General features: G+C 39.8%; 24 protein-coding genes. 14 read left to right on the forward strand and 10 right to left on the reverse strand.

What is annotated here, in order from left to right; translation table 11 throughout:
* Position 1 precedes the first annotated feature (1 nt).
* From kdsC to GTH25_RS02515, 3 genes are read right to left on the reverse strand one after another with little or no spacing between them, the layout of a single operon-like run.
* Positions 2-559 (reverse strand): 3-deoxy-manno-octulosonate-8-phosphatase KdsC, encoded by a 558-nt coding sequence (kdsC, locus tag GTH25_RS02505; protein WP_075671455.1) that lies wholly within the window; start codon positions 557-559, stop codon positions 2-4.
* A 27-nt stretch (positions 560-586) separates the two neighbouring features.
* Positions 587-1,561 (reverse strand): arabinose-5-phosphate isomerase KdsD, encoded by a 975-nt coding sequence (gene kdsD, locus GTH25_RS02510; RefSeq protein ID WP_075671453.1) that lies wholly within the window; start codon positions 1,559-1,561, stop codon positions 587-589.
* Between the two features lie 18 nt (positions 1,562-1,579).
* Positions 1,580-2,560 (reverse strand): calcium/sodium antiporter, encoded by a 981-nt coding sequence (locus tag GTH25_RS02515; protein ID WP_075671451.1) that lies wholly within the window; start codon positions 2,558-2,560, stop codon positions 1,580-1,582.
* A 240-nt stretch (positions 2,561-2,800) separates the two neighbouring features.
* Here GTH25_RS02515 and mlaF point away from each other — a divergent pair, with 240 nt between their 5' ends.
* The 9 genes from mlaF to GTH25_RS02560 all read left to right on the forward strand — a co-directional run bounded on the left by mlaF (position 2,801) and on the right by GTH25_RS02560 (position 9,189).
* Entirely contained in the window at positions 2,801-3,613 is an 813-nt protein-coding gene (gene mlaF / locus GTH25_RS02520; RefSeq protein ID WP_075671449.1) for a phospholipid ABC transporter ATP-binding protein MlaF, read from the forward strand.
* A gap of 3 nt (positions 3,614-3,616) precedes the next feature.
* Entirely contained in the window at positions 3,617-4,396 is a 780-nt protein-coding gene (mlaE, locus tag GTH25_RS02525; protein ID WP_075671447.1) for a lipid asymmetry maintenance ABC transporter permease subunit MlaE, read from the forward strand.
* Positions 4,397-4,399: 3 nt separating this feature from the next.
* Entirely contained in the window at positions 4,400-4,936 is a 537-nt protein-coding gene (gene mlaD / locus GTH25_RS02530; RefSeq protein WP_075671445.1) for an outer membrane lipid asymmetry maintenance protein MlaD, read from the forward strand.
* An 86-nt stretch (positions 4,937-5,022) separates the two neighbouring features.
* Positions 5,023-5,652 carry a phospholipid-binding protein MlaC gene (gene mlaC / locus GTH25_RS02535; RefSeq protein ID WP_075671443.1) on the forward strand — a complete coding sequence of 210 codons (630 nt, stop codon included), beginning with the start codon at positions 5,023-5,025 and terminating at the stop codon, positions 5,650-5,652.
* Between the two features lies 1 nt (position 5,653).
* Positions 5,654-5,947, forward strand: a complete 294-nt coding sequence (gene mlaB, locus GTH25_RS02540; protein ID WP_075671441.1) for a lipid asymmetry maintenance protein MlaB — start codon at positions 5,654-5,656, stop codon at positions 5,945-5,947.
* A gap of 140 nt (positions 5,948-6,087) precedes the next feature.
* A complete protein-coding gene (ibaG, locus tag GTH25_RS02545) occupies positions 6,088-6,342 on the forward strand; it encodes a BolA family iron metabolism protein IbaG (protein WP_006535338.1) in 255 nt (84 codons plus the stop codon).
* 48 nt (positions 6,343-6,390) lie between these two features.
* Positions 6,391-7,653 carry a UDP-N-acetylglucosamine 1-carboxyvinyltransferase gene (murA, locus tag GTH25_RS02550; RefSeq protein WP_099660011.1) on the forward strand — a complete coding sequence of 421 codons (1,263 nt, stop codon included), beginning with the start codon at positions 6,391-6,393 and terminating at the stop codon, positions 7,651-7,653.
* Between the two features lie 195 nt (positions 7,654-7,848).
* Positions 7,849-8,910 (forward strand): DUF2157 domain-containing protein, encoded by a 1,062-nt coding sequence (locus GTH25_RS02555; protein WP_075671437.1) that lies wholly within the window; start codon positions 7,849-7,851, stop codon positions 8,908-8,910.
* Positions 8,911-8,943: 33 nt separating this feature from the next.
* Complete coding sequence (locus GTH25_RS02560) at positions 8,944-9,189, forward strand: CPCC family cysteine-rich protein (RefSeq protein ID WP_075671435.1); 246 nt, start codon at positions 8,944-8,946, stop codon at positions 9,187-9,189.
* 26 nt (positions 9,190-9,215) lie between these two features.
* Here the strand turns inward: GTH25_RS02560 and degS are convergent, their stop codons facing one another.
* The 3 genes from degS to zapG all read right to left on the reverse strand — a co-directional run bounded on the left by degS (position 9,216) and on the right by zapG (position 12,519).
* Positions 9,216-10,286: an outer membrane-stress sensor serine endopeptidase DegS gene (degS, locus tag GTH25_RS02565; protein WP_075671433.1), complete on the reverse strand. Its 1,071-nt coding sequence runs from the start codon at positions 10,284-10,286 to the stop codon at positions 9,216-9,218.
* A 207-nt stretch (positions 10,287-10,493) separates the two neighbouring features.
* The gene (gene degQ / locus GTH25_RS02570; protein WP_075671431.1) at positions 10,494-11,885 is read right to left on the reverse strand and encodes a serine endoprotease DegQ; all 1,392 of its coding nucleotides are present in this window, start codon (positions 11,883-11,885) and stop codon (positions 10,494-10,496) included.
* A 229-nt stretch (positions 11,886-12,114) separates the two neighbouring features.
* Positions 12,115-12,519, reverse strand: a complete 405-nt coding sequence (gene zapG / locus GTH25_RS02575) for a Z-ring associated protein ZapG (protein WP_075671429.1) — start codon at positions 12,517-12,519, stop codon at positions 12,115-12,117.
* A gap of 203 nt (positions 12,520-12,722) precedes the next feature.
* Between zapG and zapE the strand changes: the two genes are divergently transcribed.
* The 5 genes from zapE (at position 12,723) to sspB (ending at position 16,923) form a co-directional block, all read left to right on the forward strand.
* Positions 12,723-13,838: a cell division protein ZapE gene (gene zapE / locus GTH25_RS02580; RefSeq protein ID WP_075671427.1), complete on the forward strand. Its 1,116-nt coding sequence runs from the start codon at positions 12,723-12,725 to the stop codon at positions 13,836-13,838.
* A 434-nt stretch (positions 13,839-14,272) separates the two neighbouring features.
* A complete protein-coding gene (rplM, locus tag GTH25_RS02585) occupies positions 14,273-14,701 on the forward strand; it encodes a 50S ribosomal protein L13 (RefSeq protein WP_006535327.1) in 429 nt (142 codons plus the stop codon).
* 15 nt (positions 14,702-14,716) lie between these two features.
* Positions 14,717-15,109, forward strand: a complete 393-nt coding sequence (rpsI, locus tag GTH25_RS02590; protein ID WP_004245284.1) for a 30S ribosomal protein S9 — start codon at positions 14,717-14,719, stop codon at positions 15,107-15,109.
* Positions 15,110-15,765: 656 nt separating this feature from the next.
* Positions 15,766-16,407 carry a stringent starvation protein SspA gene (gene sspA, locus GTH25_RS02595; protein WP_075671425.1) on the forward strand — a complete coding sequence of 214 codons (642 nt, stop codon included), beginning with the start codon at positions 15,766-15,768 and terminating at the stop codon, positions 16,405-16,407.
* Positions 16,408-16,413: 6 nt separating this feature from the next.
* Positions 16,414-16,923, forward strand: a complete 510-nt coding sequence (gene sspB, locus GTH25_RS02600; RefSeq protein WP_099660009.1) for a ClpXP protease specificity-enhancing factor — start codon at positions 16,414-16,416, stop codon at positions 16,921-16,923.
* Positions 16,924-17,039: 116 nt separating this feature from the next.
* Here the strand turns inward: sspB and GTH25_RS02605 are convergent, their stop codons facing one another.
* The 4 genes from GTH25_RS02605 to gltB form a co-directional block, all read right to left on the reverse strand.
* Complete coding sequence (locus tag GTH25_RS02605) at positions 17,040-18,308, reverse strand: amidohydrolase (RefSeq protein WP_075671421.1); 1,269 nt, start codon at positions 18,306-18,308, stop codon at positions 17,040-17,042.
* Positions 18,309-18,322: 14 nt separating this feature from the next.
* Positions 18,323-19,597 carry a C4-dicarboxylate transporter DcuC gene (gene dcuC, locus GTH25_RS02610; protein ID WP_164530309.1) on the reverse strand — a complete coding sequence of 425 codons (1,275 nt, stop codon included), beginning with the start codon at positions 19,595-19,597 and terminating at the stop codon, positions 18,323-18,325.
* A gap of 502 nt (positions 19,598-20,099) precedes the next feature.
* Positions 20,100-21,497 carry an FAD-dependent oxidoreductase gene (locus tag GTH25_RS02615; RefSeq protein WP_075671417.1) on the reverse strand — a complete coding sequence of 466 codons (1,398 nt, stop codon included), beginning with the start codon at positions 21,495-21,497 and terminating at the stop codon, positions 20,100-20,102.
* 9 nt (positions 21,498-21,506) lie between these two features.
* Positions 21,507-25,967: a glutamate synthase large subunit gene (gene gltB / locus GTH25_RS02620; protein WP_164530310.1), complete on the reverse strand. Its 4,461-nt coding sequence runs from the start codon at positions 25,965-25,967 to the stop codon at positions 21,507-21,509.
* Between the last annotated feature and the right edge of the window lie 572 nt (positions 25,968-26,539).

Raw genomic sequence — 26,539 nt, forward strand, 5'->3', positions numbered from 1 at the left:
GTTAAATCGAAAGACCTTTAGCTTCTTCAAGCCGACCTTGCGCTAAAAGGATTAAATCACACAATTCTCGTACTGCACCACGACCACCCGCAATGCGTGTCACGTAATTTGCACGAGGTGTAAGTAATGGATGTGCATCAGCCACGGCGACAGAAAGTCCCACTTTTTCCATTACAGGTAAATCAATCAGGTCGTCACCAATATAGGCTGTTTGTTCAGATTTAAGGTTTAGTGTATCTAACAGTTGTTGATACGCCAAAAGCTTATTATGCTGACCTTGGTAAAGATATGTAATGCCAAGGGTTTTAGCACGATCTTCTAACAGTTTAGACTGACGACCTGTAATGATAGCAACCTCAATGCCAGATGTGAGCAAACAACGGATGCCATACCCATCACGGACATTAAAGGCTTTTAATTCTTCGCCATTATTGCCCATGTAAATGAGTCCGTCCGACATCACACCATCAACATCACAAATCAGCAATTGGATTTTTTCTGCTTTTTTGATGATTTGCTCACTTACTGCACCATAACAAGTTTCTATCATTGTATTCATTTTTATCCTTCGAACGTTATGAATAGCTTATACAACACCAGCCTGTAATAAATCATGCATATGTAAAACACCTAACAGGATATCACTATCTTGTTCTGTTACTAATAGGGAGGTGATATGTTTTGCTTGCATTAAATTCAGTGCTTCAACCGCCAAACAATCGGGGCGAATACGAATACCGCCTCTTGTCATAACATCTGATATTTTGGCATTGTTAAGATCTATCCCTAAATCAAATATTCTTCGTAAATCACCGTCAGTAAAGATGCCGTTGATCAGCATACTATCATCACAAATAACGGTCATACCTAATTTTTTACGGGTTATCTCGACAAGAGCTTCACGTAAAGTGGCGTCTTTAGTGACGCGTGGAATATCCGCTTCTTTATTCATTAAATCACTGACATGAAGGAGTAATTTACGACCTAATGCCCCACCTGGATGAGAAAGCGCAAAATCTTCAGCAGTAAAACCACGGGCACGTAACAGTGCGATCGCGAGTGCATCACCCATTACCAAGGTTGCGGTTGTACTGGTTGTTGGTGCAAGTCCTAAAGGACAGGCTTCTTTAGGTACTTTGATACAAAGATGAATATCAGACGCTTTCCCCATTGTACTTTGAGGAGTGCGTGTCATACAAATCAGTGTTATCTGTTTACGTTTAAGTACTGGGATCAGCGCGAGGATCTCGCTGGCTTCACCTGAGTTTGAAATTGCCAGAACGATATCTTTTTCTGTCACCATGCCTAAGTCACCATGGCTTGCTTCGCCGGGATGAACAAAGAAAGAAGGTGTTCCTGTGCTGGCGAATGTAGCCGCAATTTTATGTCCAATATGGCCAGATTTACCCATACCCATAACAATGACTCTACCTTGGCAGTGGAAAATTTTTTCACAGGCAAGAGTGAAGTCATCATTGATGTATTGTTCTAGTTCAGCTAACCCATCACGCTCAATATGAAGGACTTTTTTACCTGCTTGCTGAAAATCAAACTCGGTCATTTTTTTGTACCATTTATTTTAGGTTAAGAGAGAATGTGCGACGCACAACACCGTAATATAAACAATAAAGCAAACTAACAAGAATATCCCTTTTCCTCGATTAAGACGTCGTTTACGTCCTAATGAAAAGAGAGAAAACAGTAAACTGGCGACAACAAGCACAGCAAAGCTAAAATAAAATGTGTTGATATTAAATGTGCTTGGTGAGAGTAATGCTGGCATTCCTAACACAAAAGTTAGATTGAAAATATTAGCGCCTATAATATTCCCTAATGCTAATTCATTCTCGCGTCTTAGTGCTGCCACAATAGTTGTGGCTAATTCAGGTAGGCTTGTTCCTATAGATAGCAAGGTTAAACCAACAAAAAAGCCACTAAGATGATACTGTTGCATTAAAATAAAGACATTATCCAATATCATTTGAGTAGCAACTGGAATAATAAGTAAAGCAATAACAACCCAAAAAAGTGCAACAGAATTACGGGGATTTGTTTGTAATTCGAAACGCGTTAAGGTTTCTAAAGGTAATACGTGACGCTCTTGCGTGAGTGTTTTATGCATCGTTTTTATCATTAGAAAGATGGATGCAAAACCAATAAAAAAGAGTAGCGTGCCTTCTCTAAGCCCTAAGTTTCCGCTAGAAACGATAATGCCAACGAGCATGATGACTATAATCATCAAGGGAAGCTCTTTTTTGAGCACTGCGGATTGAATGTTCATGGGATAAATCATCGCGCCAATACCTGCGATGAGAAGAAGGTTGGTGAGTGTAGAGCCAATGGCTGTCCCGATAGCAATATCAGGCAAATTATGCACAGCTGCATCGGTTGAAACAAAAAGCTCAGGCAGTGAAGTACCTGTGCCTACAATTAAGATACCGATAACGGCGGGTGGGATTTTTAACGATTGCGCAAAAACGCTCGCACCATAAACTAATCGGTCTGATGCATAAACGAGTAACATCAACCCAAAAATTAAAAGAGACAAAGTAATCAACATGCCATCAGTTTTCCAACAATGAGCGAATAAAGAAAAAACCAATAAGACAGGGCTGATAAAAAAAACATATTGTCAAAAGGTTTTGCTAATTAACCGTATTTTGACTAGCCAAGCACGAAAAGTAAAATTAACCGTGCAATAAATTGCTAAATAGTGGTGATTTCTTTGTAACATAGCGAATGACCTGCCAAAATAGCGTAAAAATTCGTTTATGCAGATAGGCTTGAGGATGTTTTATTCATGAACGCACAATCTAACAATCTAATTGAAGTGCGCAATATGAACTTCACTCGCGGTAGCAGAAAGATCTTCTCAGAGATTAATCTTGTTGTACCAAGAGGAAAAGTGACTGCGATTATGGGCCCTTCAGGGATTGGTAAAACAACCTTGTTACGCCTAATGGGAGGACAAATCCTTCCAGATAGTGGTGAAATTTGGTTTGATGGCGACAATATTCCTGCGCTATCACGCTCTGCGTTGTATCAGGCAAGAAAGAAAATGAGTATGCTTTTTCAATCAGGTGCACTGTTTACAGACATGAATGTGTTTGAAAATGTGGCATTTCCACTAAGAGAGCATACAAATTTACCTGAAGCATTGATCCGTACAACGGTGATGATGAAACTTGAAGCTGTAGGTTTACGTGGTGCGGCAAGTTTAATGCCTTCTGAATTATCAGGAGGAATGGCGAGAAGGGCTGCATTAGCAAGGGCTATTGCGCTTGATCCTGAACTGATTATGTTTGATGAGCCATTTGTTGGGCAAGATCCTATCACTATGGGTGTACTTGTTAAGTTAATTGATGAGTTAAATCATGCGCTTGGTGTGACCTGTGTTGTAGTTTCCCATGATGTGCCTGAAGTGTTAAGTATTGCAGATTACGCCTATATTGTTGCAGAGCAAAAAGTCATTGCTCAAGGTAGCGCACAAGAATTACAGGATAATCCAAATAGGCAAGTAAGACAGTTTTTAGATGGTATTGCTGATGGCCCTGTACCTTTCCGTTTTCCTGCGGGAGATTATCAGGACGACCTATTAGGACGAGGAAATTAGTACGTGGTAAATTTATTATCTCGCATTGGTGTTAGAGCGTTAGCGATTTTTGCAACCTTCGGTAGAGCAGGCATCATGCTCTTTCGAGCATTAGTCGGTAAGCCTGAATTTCGTAAACAGTGGCCTCTGTTACTGAAGCAACTGTATAACGTCGGCGTTCAATCCTTATTAATTATCATGGTGTCTGGCCTATTTATTGGCATGGTGTTGGGATTACAAGGCTATCTTGTTTTAACAACCTTTAGTGCTGAAGCTAGTCTTGGCATGATGGTCGCACTTTCATTGTTAAGAGAATTAGGCCCAGTCGTTACAGCATTATTATTTGCGGGGCGTGCGGGCTCGGCTTTAACAGCTGAAATCGGCTTAATGAAAGCCACAGAACAAATTTCTAGTTTAGAAATGATGGCCGTCGATCCTTTAAGACGTGTCGTTGCGCCCCGTTTTTGGGCGGGTCTTATTAGTATGCCATTGCTTTCACTTATTTTTGTTGCCATCGGTATTTGGGGGGGAGCAATTGTAGGTGTGGATTGGAAAGGGATCGATGAAGGCTTTTTCTGGGCATCTATGCAAGGTGCCGTTGAATGGCGACTCGATTTAGTAAATTGCTTTATTAAAAGTGTCGTTTTTGCTATTACCGTCACTTGGATAGCACTCTTTAACGGGTATGACGCAATCCCAACATCAGAAGGGATTAGCAGAGCAACAACACGTACCGTTGTTCATTCATCGTTAGCCGTATTGGGTTTAGATTTTGTGCTAACAGCACTGATGTTTGGGAACTAAGTCATGCAAAGTAAAAAAATTGAAGTTTGGGTTGGTCTATTTGTTCTGATTGCGTTAGCTGCCGTGATTTTCTTATGCCTTAAAGTGGCTGATATTAAAGAAATGGGTAATCAACCGACTTATCGCGTTTATGCCAGCTTCGGTAATATTGGTGGGTTAAAAGAACGCTCCCCAGTTAAGATTGGTGGTGTGGTGATTGGCCGTGTTTCTTCTATCACTTTAAAAGAAGAAGATGAAGGGAATTATCGCCCTGAAGTCGCGCTCGATATTCTGAGCATTTATGACCACATTCCAGAAAGTAGCTCACTGTCTATTCGCACATCGGGTTTATTAGGTGAACAATTCCTTGCATTGAATTTAGGTTTTTATGATGAAGCATTAGATTCTACTCTGCTCGAAGACGGAGGACGGATCACAAACACCAATTCAGCAATGGTATTAGAAGATCTTATTGGTCAATTCCTTTATAAAACGGGTGATGGTGATGGTTCAGCAAAATCTGAATCTGAACCGACTGAAGAACATCCAGCATTACCTTAATCATTAATTCCTATACGATGCACTTATACATTTAGCGTCATAAATGCATCGTATTATCGAAACCCTATTTGAGGAGAAGCGAACGTATGTTTAAACGCTTATTGATGGTCGCACTATTAGTGATAACACCTTTTGCAATGGCAGTCGATAAAACCAATCCTTACGCATTGATGGAAGATGCGGCGCAAAAGACTTTTAGTAAATTAAAAAATGAACAGCCTGAAATTCGTAAAAACCCTGAAGTTTTACGTCAAATTGTTCAGCAAGAATTATTACCTTATGTACATATTAAATATGCGGGCGCATTAGTGTTAGGACCGCATTATCGTAATGCAACACCTGCACAACGTGATGCTTATTTCACGGCATTTGAAGCGTATCTTGCTCAAGTATATGGTCAAGCATTAGCGATGTATGAAGGCCAAGAGTACCGTATTGAGCCTGCAAAACCTTTCGCAGATAAATCAACTCTAACTATTCGTGTCACTATCATTGATACAAATGGTCGCCCACCTGTTCGTCTTGATTTTCAATGGCGTAAAAACAGCAAAACAGGCGAATGGCAGGCGTATGATATGATTGCTGAAGGTGTCAGCATGATCACAACAAAACAGAATGAGTGGTCAGATATTTTAAATTCTAAAGGTGTTGATGGTTTAACAAAACAGTTAGAAATCAGTGCTAAAACACCAATTACACTGGATGAGAAAAAATAACATGTCAGCTTCGTTAAATTGGGAAAAAAAGGAGGGGGTCCTCTATTTCCAAGGAACGCTAGATCGTGAAACGTTATTGCCTGCTTGGCAGCAACGTAAAGCATTATTAGCTGATATTAATATCATCGATATTTCTGCCTTAGGACATATTGATTCAACAGGGTTGGCGCTTTTTGTTCACTTAAAAGCTGAAATGGAAGAGCAAAATCGTCAATTTATTATTCAAGGCGTAAGTGAGCGTTTTCAGACTTTAATTACACTCTATGATCTTGATGAAATTATGAATATTACCTAATACAGATTTTGAGTAAAGGTATTAAAAAGCCCCCTTCGTGATACTTTTATCATTAAGGGGGTTTTTGATGGTTTAAGAGTAGAGCGGATTCCATTAGGATAGACGACTGATTATTATTTTAACGTTGAGATTGAGCAATTATGGATACAAATGAAATCAAACAAGTATTAATGGACAGCCTGTCTTTAGATGAAGTCATCGTCAATGGTGATGGTAGTCACTTTCAAGTTGTCGTTGTTGGCGCAATGTTTGAGGGAATGAGCAGAGTAAAACAACAACAAACCATTTATGCCCCTTTGATGGAATATATTGCAGATAACCGTATTCACGCTTTGTCTATTAAAGCCTACACACCTGAAGAGTGGAAGAGAGATCGTAAACTTAACGGGCTTTGATTCAGTAGGTATACAGCGTACAGCAAAATAAAAAAGAGAGTTCTACAGATGGATAAATTTAGAGTACAAGGGCCAACCTGTTTATCAGGTGAGGTCACTATTTCAGGCGCAAAAAATGCCGCACTACCAATCCTGTTCGCTGCGATCCTTGCCGAAGAGCCAGTAGAATTAACGAATGTTCCTAAATTAAAAGATATCGATACCACGATTAAGTTACTTAATCGCTTAGGAACTAATGTTGAACGCAATGGCTCTGTTTTTGTTGATGCTCGTAACATTAATGAATTTTGCGCTCCTTACGAATTAGTAAAAACCATGCGTGCTTCTATCTGGGCTTTAGGCCCGCTGGTGGCGCGTTTTGGCCAAGGTCAGGTTTCTTTACCGGGTGGTTGTGCCATTGGCGCTCGTCCTGTTGATCTTCATATTACAGGTTTAGAGCAATTAGGTGCTGAGATCACACTGGATGAAGGTTATGTGAAAGCACGCGCTGATGGGCGTTTAAAAGGCGCGCATATCGTCATGGATAAAGTGAGCGTGGGTGCCACTATCACTATTATGACTGCTGCGGTATTAGCTGAAGGCAAAACCATCATTGAGAATGCGGCAAGAGAGCCTGAAATTGAAGATACTGCAAACTTCCTCAATACATTAGGCGCCAAAATCAGCGGTGCGGGCACAGATAGCATTACTATTGAAGGCGTAGAGCGTCTTGGTGGTGGTACTTATCAAATCCTACCTGATCGTATTGAAACTGGTACTTTCTTAGTTGCTGCTGCTGTTTCTCGTGGTCGCGTTGTTTGTCGTAATGCTAAACCTGACACATTAGATGCTGTGTTGGCAAAATTACGTGAAGCAGGCGCTGATATTGAAGTTGGTGAAGATTGGATAAGCCTGGATATGCATGGTAAACGTCCTAAAGCGGTAACCTTGCGTACTGCACCACATCCGGGTTTCCCAACCGATATGCAAGCACAATTTAGCCTCTTAAACTTAGTGGCTGAAGGCGCAGGAATGATCACTGAAACTATTTTTGAAAATCGTTTTATGCACATTCCTGAGTTAATCCGTATGGGCGCTCACGCTGAAATCGAAAGTAATACTGTGTTATGCCACGGTGTTGAAAAACTTTCAGGCGCACAAGTAATGGCAACGGATTTACGCGCTTCTGCAAGTTTAGTACTTGCAGGTTGTATTGCTCAAGGCACAACCATTGTTGATCGTATTTATCATATTGATCGTGGGTATGAAAATATTGAAGCTAAATTACAAGGATTAGGGGCAAAAATAGAACGTTTGCATTCTAATGACTAATTTATTTTAGTTATCCTTTTTTAGTTATTTAAAACCATAGTGCATTGTTGTGCTATGGTTTTTTTTGCGCATTATTTTAATAAGACTCTCAACAGAATAGGATAATTCATAAGGCATTTCTTTCATCGCAAGATACAGTAAGAAAAACAGACCTGTGTTATAAAAATCACTATGAGCTAAAAGGAAGGAACATGTATGCAGGTAACAAGGAAACAAGAGCGCCTAGTTCGTCAAGCTCTGGATGAATGGCAACAATCTGGTGAGATTTCAGAACAAGAATATCAGCAATTAGGAAGTACATTGCATCGAATTCCCTTTGATTGGAAACGGTTGAGTCGCTATGCATTTTGGATAGCAATGGTGTGCTTGATTATTGCTGCTGGCAGTATCTTTAGTGATAGCGCATTAGTTTATTATCTAATTGAAATTTTTAGCGTTTCTGAAATTATGCGTGTGATATCTCCGGCACTTATTGCCTGCATACTTTATTTTTGGGGATTTAAACGTCAGCGAAAAGAAACACAATGGCATTACAGTACTGAATTTATTCTCTTTTTAGGTGTGATGTTTACGGCTATTTTTCTTTGGCAACTGGGAGAATTGCTGGATACAGGAAGTGGCCATATTGCGCCTCTCTTTTTAATTGGCTGTGTCATTTATGGTGCAATTGGATTTATTAGTCGCTCCTCATTGGTGTGGTTATTCTTCTTATTGATGTTAGGAAATTGGTTTGGTGCTGAAACGGGCTATGTCTCTGGTTGGGGAGCGTATTGGCTAGGGATGAACTATCCTATCCGTTTTGTCTTTTTTGGAGCGATATTATTAGCAAGCTGTTATTTCCTACAAAATATGTTGGTACATCGTCGTTTATTTTCCATGACAAAAATAATGGGGCTAACCTATTTGTTTATTGCGTTATGGATAATGTCTATTTTCGGTAATTACGATCCTGATACTTGGTATCGTACTTCAAGTGTGAATTTGTTACCTTGGGCACTGTTATTTGCTGTCGTTTCAGTTATCTGTATCTATATTAGTCTTAAAACAGATGACGGTATGTTAAGAGGTTTTGGCCTAACATTCCTTGGTATCAACCTTTATACCCGATTCTTTGAATATTTCTGGGATAGTTTACACAGTGCGATTTTCTTCTTTATTTTGGCAGTATCATTGATTTTAATTGGACGAAAAGCGGAAAAAATTTGGCATGCTGTTGAAAATAACTCAATTGCTAATAAAGAGAGTAAGAGCGAATAGTATAATTAATAATGTGATAGGAGAACCCATCCTATGGAAAAGCGAAGTTGTCATCTTCCTTTAGAAGTGAGTTGTGTTGCGTGCCATTATTTTGTTTTCAAAGATAAAGATGAGGCATTTTTTGAGATCTGCCCCGTATGTGGTTGGCAAAATGATGGTACTAAAGAAGGGCAATATAGCGGTTGTAATCACAGCACATTAGAGGATTATCGCAATACTGAAAGCTTTAAAGAAAATTGCTTACACAGTGCGACGTTTTATATGAAATCTCCCTACTAGCCAAGCATAGGGAGATTTTTTGTTAGCTATGATTCTGGCTGGTATTCAGAAATAGTGACATCAACATTAATCTCATTACCTTCCCGTAATAACGTGACAGGTAATGCCGTACCAGGGCGTGTTTCTGCAATGTAATCCATCATTTCCATCGCGGAAGTCGCTGGCGCATGATTAATACTAAGGATGATATCACCTGTTTTTATTCCGGCTTTATCTGCTGGGCCATTTGGGGTGATCCTAAAAATGCGCAACCCTTGAATTTGCTTAATATCGGTATTTGATGAGCGAATTCTTGGTAATTCTTTTGCTGTAATACCAATAAAACCACGGATAACACGACCATCACGAATTAGCTTATTCATAATTTTAACTGCAAGTTCGGTCGGAATAGCGAAACCTAACCCTTCGGCTGTAGGGCGGTATCCGTTATAGGTTCCTGAATCAAACGTCATAGTATTAATACCTACAAGTTCACCTTCAGTATTAATTAGCGCGCCACCAGAGTTACCTTCATTAATTGAGGCATCTGTTTGTAGGAAATTTTGGTAACGGGTTGGACTTAATCCAACGCGCCCCGTAGCACTGATGATCCCTTGCGTAATAGTTTGCCCAATATTAAATGGGTTACCAATAGCCAGCACAACATCACCTACATGAGAAACTCGTTTAGTATTAATGGGAATTGTAGGCAGTTTATCGGCATCTATTTTTAATACTGCAAGATCAGTTAAAGGATCGGAACCAATAAGTAAGCCTTCATAAAGATCACCATTTTGGAGTGCGATAAGGATCTGATCAGCATTATTGATAACATGTTGATTTGTCAGAATATAACCACGACCATCCATAATAACGCCAGCGCCTAGAGATGTTAGTTCACGACCTTCTTGAGAAAAACTTCCCATCGTACTGCTATAAACATTAACAACCGCAGGAGCTGCTCGTCGTACCGCGGTGTTATAGCTAAAAGGTGCATTGAGAAAATCACCATTAAGTAGGCGTTCAATAAAAATAGGGCGAATTGAAGGGACTGCAATCAAAAGAATTGCTGCTGTGAGAAGACCAATTAGTGTTGATCGCAGTAACTTAGTTAACATAAAAATCCTGTATTTATGTCTGACTGTGAAATTATTCGCGTAGGAGCGGTGAGAATAGCATAGTTTAACTTATGAAAGCATCGCTCAGCGCATAAAATCCCCTTTTAAGCCAATGACTCTTATCAAAAAGAGGTATAAAAAAAGCCCTATAATGGAAATTATAGGGCTAAAGAAATCAATAAATTAGATAGGTGAAAAGCTTACTTCTTAGCGCGGTGTATTACGTAACAGCAGGTAAATTTCTTCATTACCACGCTGAATATTCAATGCAAGAACGGGCGGTTTAGCATCAATTGCTTTACGCAAATCGCCTAGTGAGGTAATTGGCGTATTATTTATACCTATAATAAGGTCGCCCTTCTGTAAACCAGATGCCGCCGCTGCGGAATCTTTCTCAACAGAATCAACAGCAACTGCTTTAATTTGTTTGTTTAAGTAGTTACTTAATGTGGCACCTTGTAATGCAGGAGAGAAGTTATCTGCGCGAGTTGCATCTGCCGATTGTTTCTCTAATGTCACTTTAACATCCATTGGTTTACCTTGACGGATCAAGCCAATTAGGATCTCTTTACCCGGAGGTGTAGTACCCACTTTAGCTCTTAATTCAGCAAAGCTATTGATACGTTTACCATCAACTGAAATTAAGACGTCACCTGGTTTAATGCCTGCTTTTGAAGCGGATGAATCGGGCATGACTTCGCTAACAAAAGCACCGCGTTGTGCATCAATATTAAAGGATTTCGCCAGATCAGAATTCATTTCTGTACCACGAATACCTAAGATGCCACGTTTAACTTCACCATGAGAAATCAGTTGTTGGCTAAGATCACGCGCCATATTACTTGGGATGGCGAAGCCGATACCGATGTTGCCACCACCCGGTGCTAAAATAGCAGTGTTAATTCCGATTAACTCACCATTTAAGTTAACGAGTGCACCACCAGAGTTACCACGGTTGATTGAAGCATCAGTCTGGATAAAGTTCTCTAAACCTTCAAGATTTAAACCGCTACGACCTAATGCGGAAATAATACCGGATGTTGCTGTTTGGCCTAAACCAAATGGGTTACCTACTGCAACAGCAAAGTCACCAACACGTAATTGGTCAGAGTCCGCCATTTTAATTGCGGTTAAGTTAGTTGGTTTTTCAATTTGCAGTAATGCGATATCTGTTTGTGGATCGCTACCAATTAATTTCGCACTAAATTCACGACCATCATTAATTTGCAGTTGAATTTTATCTGCACCATCAACAACGTGGTTGTTTGTTAATACATAGCCTTTTTTTGCGTCAATAATGACACCTGAGCCTAAGCCTTCAAAAGGGCGAATACTTTGTTGTTGTGATGGGAAGTTTGGACCAAAGAAGAATTTGAATTCTTCAGGCACTTGCTGGCTTTGTACTCGCGTTCCTGAAACGTGCACACTGACAACAGCTGGTAACACTTTTTCTAACATCGGTGCAAGGCTTGGCAGTTGTTCGCCTGATGGCATAACTGCAGGCAGTGCCGCCATACTGGTTGCTGGAATAGTAGAGAGTGAAAGTCCGACACTCATTGCTAACGCACTAAGTAATAATTTTCTTTTTTTAGTCAACATGAATTAGAGTCTCTTGATACAGTTATCAAAATAAAAGTTATTGCTCAAAATGAGCTCGATGTCACTAAGACCTGTACTGACAAAGGAAAGTTCATTAAGACATGATGTGCTTTGCTTCCTTTTACATGGATTTACAAGACAAAAGCTATCTTTAAAACCATAGCAAATAATTGTCATTTTATGATATTTAGTAGAAAGAAAAACGCCACAAAAATGTGGCGTTTTAATATTAACTGTCTTTTTTCTCTGTGGGTCTGAACAATCCAGATGCCCCTTCGGAGTAATCACGAGGAGGCATTTTTATTGGAGATTGATCATTAGCTGCTTCTGACTCACTTAATCGGTAATTAAATGGATTTTCTTGAGCAGGCATATCAGGCATGAGCTCATTAGAGCTTTTTGCCATATGTTGATAAAGCTGACGGTAATCTCTCGCCATGTTATCTAATAGTTCAGCACTTCTAGCAAAGTGGCTGACAAGTTCATTGCGATAAGTATCAAGTTCTTCTTTTTTCGTGTCTAACTCTGCTTTGATAGCATCTTGTTGGCGAAGGGTGCTGTTACCGTAACGCATTGCAAGTGCGCCTATAATAAGACCGACAACTAATCCAATCAGTGCATAAACCCAAACCATGGCAACTCCTTTTCATCTAATAGTGAGGACGATGGATTCTTATAACATCATAACCGCTAAAAGGCATGGGTGGAATAATATCCTTAAGCTTAATATAAAATTCGTGTGTTACGCTGATGTTAAAACAATTCTTAATGCTTATAATAGAGGCATTCGACAGACACAAATCAGTATGTCAGAAAATTAAGGATAAGAGGGCATTCATGACTGTTAGTACGCCGTTATCACTTTATGAAGCCGCATTGAAGCAAGGTGATTATCAACCTGATGATGTTCAGAGAAAAACTGTTCTCCACCTTCAACAGATATACCATGCATTATTAAAAGAGACTCCACCAGAAAAAAATTCGCTAACACAGCGATTATTCGGGCGAATTCGCACAAAAAAACAGATTGTTGCACCAGAACGTGGTTTATACATGTGGGGCGGTGTTGGACGAGGTAAAACATGGTTGATGGATATGTTTTATCAAAGTTTGCCGACAGAACGAAAACTTCGCTTACACTTCCATCGCTTTATGTTACGTGTTCAAGAAGAGTTGAGAAACTTACAAGGGCATGAAAATCCGTTAGAAATTATTGCTGATGGGTTTAAAGCACAAACCGATGTGCTCTGTTTTGATGAGTTTTTTGTTTCCGATATTACTGATGCAATGATTTTAGGTACCTTGCTTGAAGCGTTATTTGCCAGAGGTATCACGCTGGTAGCAACCTCAAATATTCCACCTGATGAGCTTTATCGTAATGGATTACAACGTTCTCGTTTTTTACCTGCAATAGAACAAATCAAACATCATTGTGACATTTTAAATGTTGACGCAGGTATTGATTATCGTCTTAGAACATTAACGCAAGCACATCTTTTTTTATCTCCACTTAACGATGAAAATCGCCAAGAGATGGATAGAATTTTCATGCATTTGGCAACCAGTGAACCACAAGTTGATTGTACCTTAACCATTAATCATCGCCCTATGAAAGTAAGAAAAGCGTCTAATGGTGTACTCGCTGTTAATTTTTCAACCTTGTGTATGGAACCACGTAGCCAGCTTGATTACATTGAACTTTCTAAGCATTACCACTCTGTTTTGTTATATGACATGAAACAAATGGGAACATTAAATGAAGACGCTGCGCGTCGGTTTCTAGCGCTTGTTGATGAATTTTATGAGCGTAAGGTGAAACTTATTATTAATGCAAATGTTGAAATGAATGAGATTTACCAAGGTGATTTTTTACGCTTTGAATATCAACGTTGCTTATCTCGTTTACAAGAGATGCAAAGTGAAGAATATTTAGTTCAACCACATCTCGCTTAATTTTTAATTCTTGAAGAAAGTCATCTTTCATTATGGTAGGATGACGCAGGTTAAGTTGCTTGATGTTTTTTTCTATGAAAATAGAAAGTATTAGGCAGCTTACAAGCGCTCTGGAAAGGAACAATTCTTCTCTTCAGGTAGCAAGAATTTATCAGTCAAATCAGAAAAAAGTGCCAGATTCGTTTTTTTCGCTGAAATATTGAAAAAGAATTCAATTGTTTTTCAATTATGACTCGATTTTTTTTTCTGACTTCTCTATAATCTTGCGACCCCACGTTGCAGCAAGTTTTTTATTTCCCAAAAAACTCGCATTTTAGAGTCAGCAGTGCTACTCGAAGGGGTAGGTTTGCTGGACACAAGAGTCGTGTGAACCTCAATAGTATTTGAACCGAGCGTTCACCAACGTGTAACTAAACATTGGGTAATTTTCAATAATGAAAACTTTTACAGCTAAACCAGAAACCGTAAAACGCGACTGGTACGTTGTTGATGCAGACGGCAAAACTTTAGGCCGTTTAGCAACTGAAATTGCTAGCCGTTTACGCGGTAAGCACAAAGCGGAATATACTCCGCACGTTGATACTGGTGATTACATCATCGTTTTAAACGCTGAGAAAGTAGCGGTAACTGGTCATAAACGTACTGACAAAGTTTACTACCGTCATACTGGTCACGTAGGTGGTATCAAACAAGCGACTTTCGAAGAGATGATCGCCCGTAGTCCTGAGCGTGTAATCGAAATCGCGGTAAAAGGCATGCTGCCAAAAGGGCCTCTGGGTCGTGCGATGTACCGTAAACTGAAAGTTTACGCAGGATCTGAGCACAACCACGCGGCACAACAACCGCAAGTTCTGGACATTTAATCGGGATAATAGGCAATGGCTGATAATCAATACTACGGCACAGGTCGCCGCAAAAGTTCTTCCGCACGTGTCTTCATTAAGCCAGGTAGCGGTAATATCGTAATCAACAAACGTAGCCTAGAAGTTTACTTCGGCCGCGAAACAGCACGTATGGTTGTTCGTCAACCGCTGGAATTAGTTGATATGCTGGGTAAATTAGATTTATACATCACTGTTAAAGGTGGTGGTATTTCTGGTCAAGCTGGCGCGATCCGTCACGGTATCACTCGTGCACTGATGGAATATGATGAGACTCTACGTTCTGATCTGCGTAAAGCTGGTTTCGTAACCCGTGATGCGCGTTCTGTTGAACGTAAGAAAGTGGGTCTGCGTAAAGCACGTCGTCGTCCACAGTTCTCTAAACGTTAATTTGTTATCTTTTAGATATCAATTTGATGTTGAAAACCCGTCTTCACAGACGGGTTTTTTATTTTTGACTTATTTGTGTTTATTAATAATAAAAACATAATGTTGCTAAAGCATGATGCTATCACTCATAAAACAGGCTTTATGTAAGATAGCAGTAGTATTAAAAAACGTATTTTTTAGATATTATCTCTAAATAATTTTATTTTTTGATATTATAATCTTAGTTTTAAGGTAATGTGGCATATTGTGTTGAATTATTTGCATTAGCCCCCCTAAGTAACATGAATTCTGGTAGAATAGCAGGCTTTGGTGTCTTTCTTTCTATGACTTCACAATGTTGCCAACGGGTATATCGATAGTAATACCTGTAATGAGTTTGAAAGTCATACCAAAATTATTATGACAATAATGATTGTTGAATGATTATTTTGGTATTACTTGATAATGATATGTGCCGCAAAGACAGGTGAGTTTTTAACCCTGTAAAATATGATTATCCCACGATAACACTGTTATACAGGTAGTTACCCAACGCAGTTAATAACTTAAATATTTATTTAGGTCTACTGCGTTTGTGTGCTTGTCTTTTAGGAATGGGGAAATGGAAGGGGCATTGTGCTAATTCATTTCTTTAATTGATTAACTTGGAGGTTTTCATGGCTGTCGCTGCCAACAAACGTTCGGTAATGACTTTGTTTTCCGGTCCGACTGATATTTTCAGCCATCAGGTCAGAATTGTCCTAGCGGAGAAAGGTGTCAGTGTTGAAATTGAACAGGTTGAAGCTGGTAATCTTCCACAGGATCTTATCGATCTAAACCCTTACCAAAGTGTACCGACTTTGGTTGATCGTGAGCTGACCCTGTATGATTCACGCATCATCATGGAATATCTTGATGAACGCTTCCCTCATCCTCCTTTAATGCCAGTTTATCCTGTTGCTCGTGGTAGCAGCCGTTTAATGATGCATCGCATCGAGCATGATTGGTATTCTTTAATGAACACCATCGAGAAAGGAACAGAACAGCAAGCAAATGCTGCTCGTAAACAGTTAGCAGAAGAGCTACTGGCTATATCTCCTGTGTTTAAAGAATATCCTTACTTTATGAGCGAAGAGTTCAGCTTAGTAGATTGCTACCTAGCTCCTCTATTATGGCGTTTACCAGTACTCGGTGTAGATTTAAGTGGTGCTGGCGCTAAAGATGTACAAATTTATATGCAGCGTGTTTTTGAGCGTGATTCTTTCCTCGCATCATTAACCGAAGCAGAGCGTGAGATGCGCTTACCTTCAAGAGGGTAATAAAGTATGGAGATTATGGATATGTCTCCGCGTCGTCCGCATTTATTACGTGCGCATTATGATTGGATCATCGAAAACGATTTAACACCGCATTTAGTTGTTGATGTGAATATCGTTGGTGTTCAAGTCCCAATGGAATATGCGCACGATGGTCAGATTGTACTAAATATTTCATCTCGTGCAGTTGATGACTTAGAGTTAACGCCGTATCAGGTTTTATTTAGTGCAAGCTTTGGTGGCATACCTCGTAAAGTACGAGTGCCTATGGCTGCTGTTATGGCTATTTATGCGAGAGAAAACGGTGCGGGAATGATGTTTGAACCAGAGCCTGCTTATGAATCTGGTGCATCATTACAGTTTGCTGAAGATGATAGTGAAGAGAACGATATAGCTCCGGCTAGCGAAGGTTTATCTCTCGTTACTGACAAAGCTGTTGAAGCTGATATCTCTTCACCAGATGATGATCCAGAACCACCTCGCCCAACAGGTCGTCCAGCACTGCGCGTTGTGAAATAAGAGATTATCTTATTAGTATGAATAAAAAGCCCAGTTTATGAACTGGGTTTTTTTATGTACAAAAAAAGCGCTCTATATTGCTATAGAACGCTTTATTGGATTGTATTACTGAAAAATTATTTCAGCAGTTCTTCTAAACAACCAGTGTAAAGATTAACCGCAGTCATTAATTGTTTTTCATCGAAATCAAAGCCTGCTTGATGGTGACCTGCGGTTCTATCAGCACCAACAACGAAGTACAGAGATTTACCACCGCAACGTTGTACACGTTTTGCTAATACTGTCGCATCTTCACTACCACCGAATGGGCGTGTAGCAACCGCTGTTAGCTCAGAATGTTTACCAACAACTTTGGTCATAACATCAATCAGTTCTTGGTCATTTGTCAGGTCAACGGCTTCACCCATGATCTCGCTTTCCATTTCTAACTGGAAGCTATGTGCTGCGCCTTCAGCCATACGTACTGCATTTGCAGCCATAAAGCTGTTGATCTCTTCATTTTCACCACGAACTTCAATTTGCATCTCAGCATTAGCTGGGGTGACGTTACGGCCTTCACCGGCTTTTAATACACCGATGTTGATACGTGACATTCCTTTACCATGACGAGAAATACCTAGCATTTGTGTTGCTGCGTGGCAAGCACCTGCTAATGCATTACGACCTAATTCAGGCTCTGCGCCTGCGTGAGATGGTGCACCTTTAAAACGGAAGTCATATTTAGTGGTACATAAGAAATGTGTTGGGTTGATAACAATCTCACCACTGTTAGCGATAAAGCCTAAGTGTGCACCTAAGAAATAATCTGCATCATCGGCAATACCACTTTCAGCCATCGCACGAGCACCACGAACACCTTCTTCTGCTGGTTGGAATAAGATTTTAACTTTACCAACGACTTTATCTTTATTCTCAACTAACCAGTGAGCAACACCTAAACCGATAGAAATGTGTCCATCATGACCACAAGCGTGCATTTCGCCAGCGTGACAAGAAGCAAAGTTCTCAGCATGAGGACGGTGTTGAGTTTCGGTTGCTTCGTTAACACCCACACAGTCGATATCAAAGCGCAGTGCTACAGTTGGGCCAGCTTTACCACTGTCGAAGATAGCCACACAGCCCGTTAGTTCTTTCATTTCATCAAGCAGAGCTTCATCAACTTTATGCTCTCTTGCAACGGCTAGACCTTTTTCAACGACTTGACGGCGACGGCCAAAAGCGAACTCTTGATTAATAACTTCTGGGCCAACTTTAACTTCTAAACCTAATCCACGTAATTCTTTGACGATTTTTGCTGTGGTTAAAAACTCTGACCAGCCAATTTCAGGATATTGGTGAAATTCACGACGCCATTTAATTAATTTTTCTAGTGTAATTGCTGACATATTCATTTCTCCACTTATAGCATGAATAACGCAACCGCGATGACGCCGATAATCATACCTGGTGCAGTACGTTTTGCGATTTCCATAGGGTTAATATTTGCAAGGCCAGCACAAACAATCGCTGCACCTGCCAGTGGTGACATAGTACGACCTAATGCGCCAGATAATGCCGCTGCCATACCCATATCAGGAATTTCATAACCGAATTGTGCAGCATGTGGTGTGACTGTTTCGTTGAATGCGAATGCTGCTGCGTCACCAGAACCTGTGATAATACCCATTAAGAATGGCCCTAAAGTACCACCCCAGCGAGCAAATTCAGGAGAATGAGTTAAGAAGTTGATGAACGCGTCGATTAAACCAGATGCTTTCAGACCTGCTGCGAATACAGCTGCTGCAATGATGATACCTAATACATCACCATAAGCATTACCCATACCTTTAAAGAACTCTTTTGTGATTTGAGCTGGGTTAGTTAATGTGATGAGCAGGGCATAGATTGCACCAATTAACATTGCTGCAGGTACTGACAATTTGAAAGTGCTAAATGTTTCAAAGAATGGCAGAACTAACAGAAGTAAAGGAATAAAAGGTGCTGTTGCATATAAGTAGTTAGGACGAACAGCTTCTGGCGTTGCTTGTGCTGATGAAGAAGATGCATCACCAGTAACAGAAGCCATTTTGAACTCTTTTTTCACTAAAGCGACAACAGCAAGTGAAACTGCAGCAATACCACCAGCCATTAAGCTGTATGGGCTATGGCGAGCGATTAAATCCACCACTTCCATATTTGCCATGTTAGCAACGAAGGCATTATGCGACATACCTGGGCTTAACATTGAACCGATAGTACCACATAATACTGCACCACCTGCGATAGCTGGGTGAATACGTGCTGCGATTAATAATGGAATGAGTGTTGCACCTACCGCAGCTGCACAACCTGCCGCTGATGGGATTGCGATATTAATAAAGTATGTTACGACAACAGTGGCTGGAATAAGGAAGAAGCCCAGACGAGTCATTACTTTTGATAAAACATGGACCAGATGCATATCGCATTTGGTATATTTCATAACATAAGCAAAACCCATACTCGAACAGATTGCTTGAATTAATGATGAAGACACCATGCGCTCGCTAAATGCGGTAAGCGCATCTAATGGGCTCAGACTTAAAATACAGAGTAATAAGCCGGCACCAATTAGCACCATTCGGGTTTCATATTTTTTTATTAGCAAATAGACAGTTACGATAATAACTGCTACTGCGATAAGTTGCATCACCATAGTGATCCCCTAGTTAATTATGACAATTTTATGAAAACGAACCTAACATCAATAAATTATATTTTTCTGTAAAGTTATTAGGTGACTCCATTATGAAGTTGGTAGATTGACAATATTTGATTGTTATCAAATTTAATAGCCGAAATAAAATCTATTTTTTTAGACTGTGATGTTATTAACAAATGCCGTAAAATAATTATCATTAAAAGATGACGGAAAGGTTAAATAAAAAGAGATAAAGTAAAAAATACGAAAATAAATTATATTTACTATAGATCAAGAGTGTTATTTTGATACAAAAAAGAATATCGCTTTTTATCAGGCTATTATTCTAGAAATTACATTAAATGGTAATGAGAATGATTAATTGGTCAGATATCTTGATAATCCTTAAATACTATTTATTAATTTTGCCAATAATATTGAAAAATTATCCCACTTAAATTAAATGGGATAATAAACAAGAGAAATTGTTATTTTAAATAACGAAAATAAAAAATATTTAGCATGATAAATATCGTAATATGCCTTCAGCCGCCTCTCTTCCTTCTGCTATTGCAGTAACAACAAGATCTGAGCCTCGTACAATATCCCCCCCTGCAAACACTTTAGGGTTTGTTGTTTGTTTTGGTATTTCTTGATTATCTGAAATAATAATTCTGCCTGAAGAGGCATATTCAATATTATTTTCATCTAACCATGGGTAATGTGCAGGTTTAAAACCAAATGCCAGAATAACCGCATCAGCAGATAACACATGTTCACTTCCTTCAATAGGAGTTAATGTTTTATCGCTTTGAGTTTTAATAACGCGAATACCAACCACTTTATTTTGGTTATTGACTTCAATATCTATAGGTTGAAGATTAAATAAAAATTCACCACCTTCTTCTTTGGCATTTTTTACTTCACGTTTTGAACCCGGCATATTGCTTTCATCACGACGATAAACACAAGTAACTTTATTTGCACCTTGTCGAATGGCAGTACGGACACAATCCATTGCGGTATCACCTCCTCCTAATATCACCACATTTTTATTTTTAAGGTCGATATAAGGCGTTTGAGGATCTTCATCGTAACCCATTAAATAACGTGTATTCCCAATTAAATAAGGTAGTGCGCTATAAACACCATTAGCATTTTCATTAGGAAAATGACCGCTTAAACTGTGATAAGTGCCCAAACCAAGAAATACAGCGTCATATTGTGTTATTAGGGTATTTAAGGAGACATCTTTGCCTATTTCCGTATTGAGGCAAAACTCGATACCCATTTCACTAAATAATTCACGGCGTCGGATCATCAATGATTTTTCGAGTTTAAAAGAAGGTATCCCAAAGGTAAGTAACCCCCCAATTTCAGGGTGTTTATCATAAACAACGGGTTTTACACCTTGTCGAATAAGAACATCTGCACAGGCAAGACCCGCGGGACCTGCACCGATAATTGCGACCTTTTTATCGGTCATTGTGACGTGAGAAAGATCAGGTCGCCATCCTTGTGCTAAGGCGGTGTCATTGATGTAACGTTCAATATTGCCAATTGTGACTGCACCAAAATCATCATTCAGCGTGCAAGCGCCTTCGCACAGTCTATCTTGAGGGCAAACACGACCACAGATTTCAGGTAAACTGTTTGTTTGATGAGAAAGCTCAGCTGCCTCAATAATACGTCCTTCGTTTGCCAGCTTTAGCCAATTAGGAATGTAATTATGAACAGGACATTTCCATTCACAATAAGGATTACCACAGCCTAAACAACGATCGGCTTGTGCAGAGGCTTGTTGCGGTGAAAAAGCTTCATAGATTTCAACAAATTCAATTTTGCGAATTGCTAATGGCTTTTTGGTTGGCTCAACACGATTTAAGTCGATAAACTGATACACATTCTGACTCATAATATTCTCCTATTGTGCCTGAACGCGTAATTCAGCAGATGAACGACGAGGATGGCCAAGCAACGCATTAACATCACTGGATTTTGGTTTCACCAATTTGAAATGTTGTGACCAATATTCCCATTGTGAAAGTAATCTTTCGCCTTGTTGTGAACCAGTTAGTCTGACATGTTCTGCAATCATGCCACGTAGATGTTCAGCAAGAATGGCAAAGGATGCAACAGGAAGCAACTCAATCGATGAAGTGTTGATCCGTTGTGATAATGTGAGATCTTCATCTAATAGATAGGCAAACCCACCAGTCATTCCCGCACCAAAATTAATCCCTGTTTTACCCAGAACACAGACAATACCGCCCGTCATATATTCACAACCGTTATCACCAACACCTTCAACGACAGCAATTGCGCCAGAGTTTCTAACAGCAAAACGCTCCCCAGCCAATCCTGAAGCATAAAGTTTTCCGCCTGTTGCGCCATAAAGGCAAGTATTTCCCATAATGGTGGCGTGATGACTTTTAAATGCAGAGCCAACAGGAGGTGAAATGACAATACGGCCTCCAGCCATACCTTTACCAACATAATCATTGGCATCACCCACTAAGGTTAATTCAACGCCTTGTGCATTCCATACACCAAAGCTTTGACCTGCGGTTCCGGTAAAATAAAGTTTAATTGGTGTGGCAGATAAGCCACTTTCGCCATATTTCTTGGCGATAATGCCTGATAATGTTGCTCCCACAGAGCGATCTGTATTACGGATATCAAAATAGTGTGTTTGGCTTTTTTGTTGTTCGATAGCATCATAGGTTTGAGCAACAATTCGCTGATTTAACTCGCCTTTATCATAAGTATGATTATTTTCCTGGCAATAAAGCGCATTGCCTGATGGTGAAGTTGCTGTTTCTAACAATCCACTTAAAGAGAGTTTTTGCTGTTTACTGCTAACACCTTCTAGGCATGAAAGCAGATCAGTTCGACCGATTAAATCGGTGATTTTTCTCACACCAAGTAAGGCCATTAACTCACGAGTTTCTTGCGCAATAAAACGAAAGTAGTTAATAACACGTTCAGGTAATCCATGATAATGATTGCGACGGAGTGTTTCATCTTGGGTTGCAACACCCATTGCGCAATTATTTAAATGGCAGATGCGCAGATATTTACAGCCTAATGCCACCATTGGCCCAGTACCAAATCCAAAACTTTCTGCGCCTAAAATTGCCGCTTTAATAATATCTAGACCTGTTTTTAATCCACCATCAACTTGCAAACGAATTTTATGGCGTAAATTATTTGCCACCAGCGCTTGTTGAGTTTCAACTAAGCCTAATTCCCACGGACTACCGGCATATTTTACGGAAGTTAAAGGGCTTGCACCTGTACCGCCGTCATAACCCGCAATGGTGATCAAATCTGCGTAAGCTTTAGCAACACCTGTAGCAATAGTGCCTACACCGGGCTCTGATACTAATTTTACAGAAATCAGTGCAGTTGGATTGATCTGTTTTAAGTCGAAAATAAGTTGTGCTAAATCTTCAATAGAGTAGATATCGTGATGAGGAGGCGGTGATATTAGGGTAACACCAGGTACGGCATAACGCAGTTGCGCAATATAAGGTGTCACTTTATCGCCGGGAAGTTGTCCGCCTTCACCGGGCTTTGCCCCTTGTGCGACTTTGATTTGTAAAACATCCGCACTCATTAAATAAGAGGGTGTTACGCCAAAACGACCAGAGGCGATTTGTTTAATGCGAGAGACTTTATCGGTACCGTAACGTGCTGGATCTTCGCCACCTTCTCCTGAATTTGAAAAACCGCCCAATGTATTCATCGCTTGCGCAAGCGCTTCATGAGCTTCTCGGCTTAATGCCCCAATTGACATAGCGGCAGTATCAAAGCGTTTAAATAACTCGGTTTCAGGTTCGACTTCTTCAATCGAAATAGGCGTTGTCTTGTTATTGAGAACTAACATATCGCGCAAGGTTGTGATTGGGCGCTGTTGCACAAGATTTGCGTAATGCTGATAGTCTGTATATTCCCCGCTATTTACAGCTTTTTGTAGTGCTTGAACGACATCAGGGTTATAAGCGTGGTATTCCCCTTTATGGGCGTATTTTAATAAACCACCCGCTTCTAAAGGATAACGGGCTAACCAAGCTCGCTTAGATAGATTAAATAAGTCGTGCTCAAAATCGCTAAAATCAGCGCCATTAATCCGATTATCAACGCCTGCAAAACAGAGCTCGACAACCCTATCATTTAATCCGACAGCTTCAAAAAGTTGAGAGCAACGGTAAGACGCCACAGTTGAAATACCCATTTTAGACATGATCTTATACAAGCCTTTATTTATGCCGTTGCGGTAATTAAGCATCACTTGGGCATAGCTTGCTTGCAGGATTTTTCTATCAACTCGTTGAGCTAAAGATTCATAAGCAAGGTAAGGATAAATAGCGGTAGCACCAAATCCAAGTAGTACGGCGAAATGGTGAGGATCACGGGCACTGGCAGTTTCAACAATGATATTGGCATCACAGCGTAAATTATTGTCTACCAACGCTTTTTGTACTGCGCCAACTGCCATAGGGGCAGGAATAGGTAATCGCTCTTTGGTGATGTTTCTATCGGATAAAACCAATAACACAGCACCACTATGAACTTCCTGTTGCGCTTTTGCACATAATTGGCGTAATGCAGTTTCTAGGTTACATTCTGTTGGTTGATAAGTGATATCAAGAAGAACGGATTGGTAATAAGGACTTTCTTGATTAATAAGCTGTTGAAAGTCGCTATAAAGCAAGATAGGCGATTTAAAGCTCAGTCTATGTGCTTGACCTTCCGCTTCGCAAAATACATTCATTTCGCGTCCAATGCAGGTCGCTAAAGACATGACATGGGCTTCTCTTAATGGATCTATAGGAGGATTTGTGACTTGCGCAAATTTCTGTCTGAAATAGTCATAAATAAGACGAGGGCGTTGAGAAAGTACAGCAAATGGGGTGTCATCGCCCATTGAACCTGTCGCTTCTTGTCCATTTTCTGCAAGCACGTGCAAAATGCTTTCAAGCTCTTCTTGGCTATATGCAAACTGTTTTTGATAAGTGGCTAGTAAAGTGTCATCAAAAGCGCGTTGTCCGGTAGCCTCTTGTTCCGGTAACTCTTCAAACGGCGTTAAGCGTTTGACATTGCGCTCTAGCCACAGTTTATAAGGATGACGTCTTTTTAAATCCTCATCGGTTTCGGCAGAGTGGAGAATACGTCCATGATGAGTATCGATAACCATTAGCTCGCCGGGACCGACGCGTCCTTTTTCTCGCACTTCATCAGGCTGGTAATCCCAAATACCAATTTCAGAAGCACAAGTGATGATGTTATCTGTGGTAATAACATAGCGAGCAGGGCGTAAACCGTTTCTATCTAGCGTACACGCAGCATAACGACCATCTGATAACACAATACCCGCAGGGCCATCCCAAGGCTCCATATGCATTGAGTTAAAATCAAAAAATGCTCGTAAATCATCATCCATTTGTGGATTATTTTGCCATGCAGGTGGCACTAACAACCGCATTGCACGAACAATATCCATACCGCCATTGAGAAAAAGCTCTAGCATATTGTCGAGTGAACTTGAGTCTGAGCCACTCTCATTCACAAAAGGGGCAGCACTTTGTAGATCAGGAATAAGAGGTGTATGGAATTTATAGGCACGTGCTCTAGCCCACTGGCGATTGCCTGTAATGGTATTAATTTCACCGTTATGGGCTAAATAACGAAAAGGTTGTGCAAGTGGCCATCTGGGAGTGGTGTTAGTTGAAAAACGCTGATGGAACAAACAGATTGAAGATTCCATCCGTAGATCAGCGAGATCGGTAAAAAAGCGCGGTAGATCGATGGCCATACAGAGGCCTTTATAAATTGTTACCAAATTAGAAAGACTACAAATATAAAAATCATTATCAGTAATGCGTTTTTCAATACGTCTGCGAGCAACAAAGAGTCGCCTTTCAATATCACTTATCCGCCAGCCAGCGGGTGCATTAATAAAGACTTGTTCAATTAAAGGAAGAGATGAAAGGGCGATACTACCTAGAATATCTGTGTTGATAGGAACTTTACGCCAGCCCACAATAGAGAGTGTTTCACGTTGAAGCTCTTCTTCAATAATAAGGCGACATTGTGTCGCGATATTAGGATCTTGGCTTAAAAATAGCATTCCAACAGCGTAGTTTTTGGCTAAATGCCAGCCTTTTTCCTCAGCAACTAATTGAAAGAAGCGATCGGGCTTTTGTAAAAGTAATCCACAACCATCGCCCGTTTTGCCATCAGAAAGAATGGCTCCTCGATGTTGCATTCTGGCGAGACCGTGGATTGCATTTCTGACAATTTTATGACTGGCTTGCCCTTCAATATGCGCGATCAACCCAAATCCACAATTGTCTTTTTCCTGTGTCTTTTGATAGAGCATTTTTTTGCTTCCTACTTAGTTTACTGGGCACCTCAAAACAGAGCGCAAAAGGAACATTTTGGCTCAAAGTATGTAGGTAAATTTATGGGTGCTCATCGGGTGATGTTGTGTTTGCTTAGCTTGGAGTGTTTTTATATTGCTACGCAATGTCTTTTCAACTTATCGATAAATAAAAATGAGGTCAATGTATGAGGAGATTTGACTAGAATAAGATGAATAAGAGATTTTTTATTTTAATATATTGATAAATAAATAAAATATTCAATTTTTGAAGGGGGGAGTACACTATTTTTAGTGTGATTTATATCACTTTATTTAAGCGATTTCGCTTTATCACATCCTTTAATGATAAAAACGAGTAGTTAGTTATTCTAATGATTATGATAAATTTAGTTTTTTATTGTTTTTATACAATTTGTATAAAAAAAGACAAATTGAGTTTTTTCTAATAAGGTCTATTTATTGTTGATATCGCTATCGTTTATGTAATTAGGTTTTGCATTATTTTTATGAATACATATATCGGAGAGGTTCTTGTTAAGAGAAAATAGAGGATTAAATCAAACAAAGTA

Origin of the sequence: Proteus terrae subsp. cibarius (assembly GCF_011045835.1) — a bacterium.
Classification (GTDB): Bacteria; Pseudomonadota; Gammaproteobacteria; order Enterobacterales; family Enterobacteriaceae; genus Proteus; species Proteus cibarius.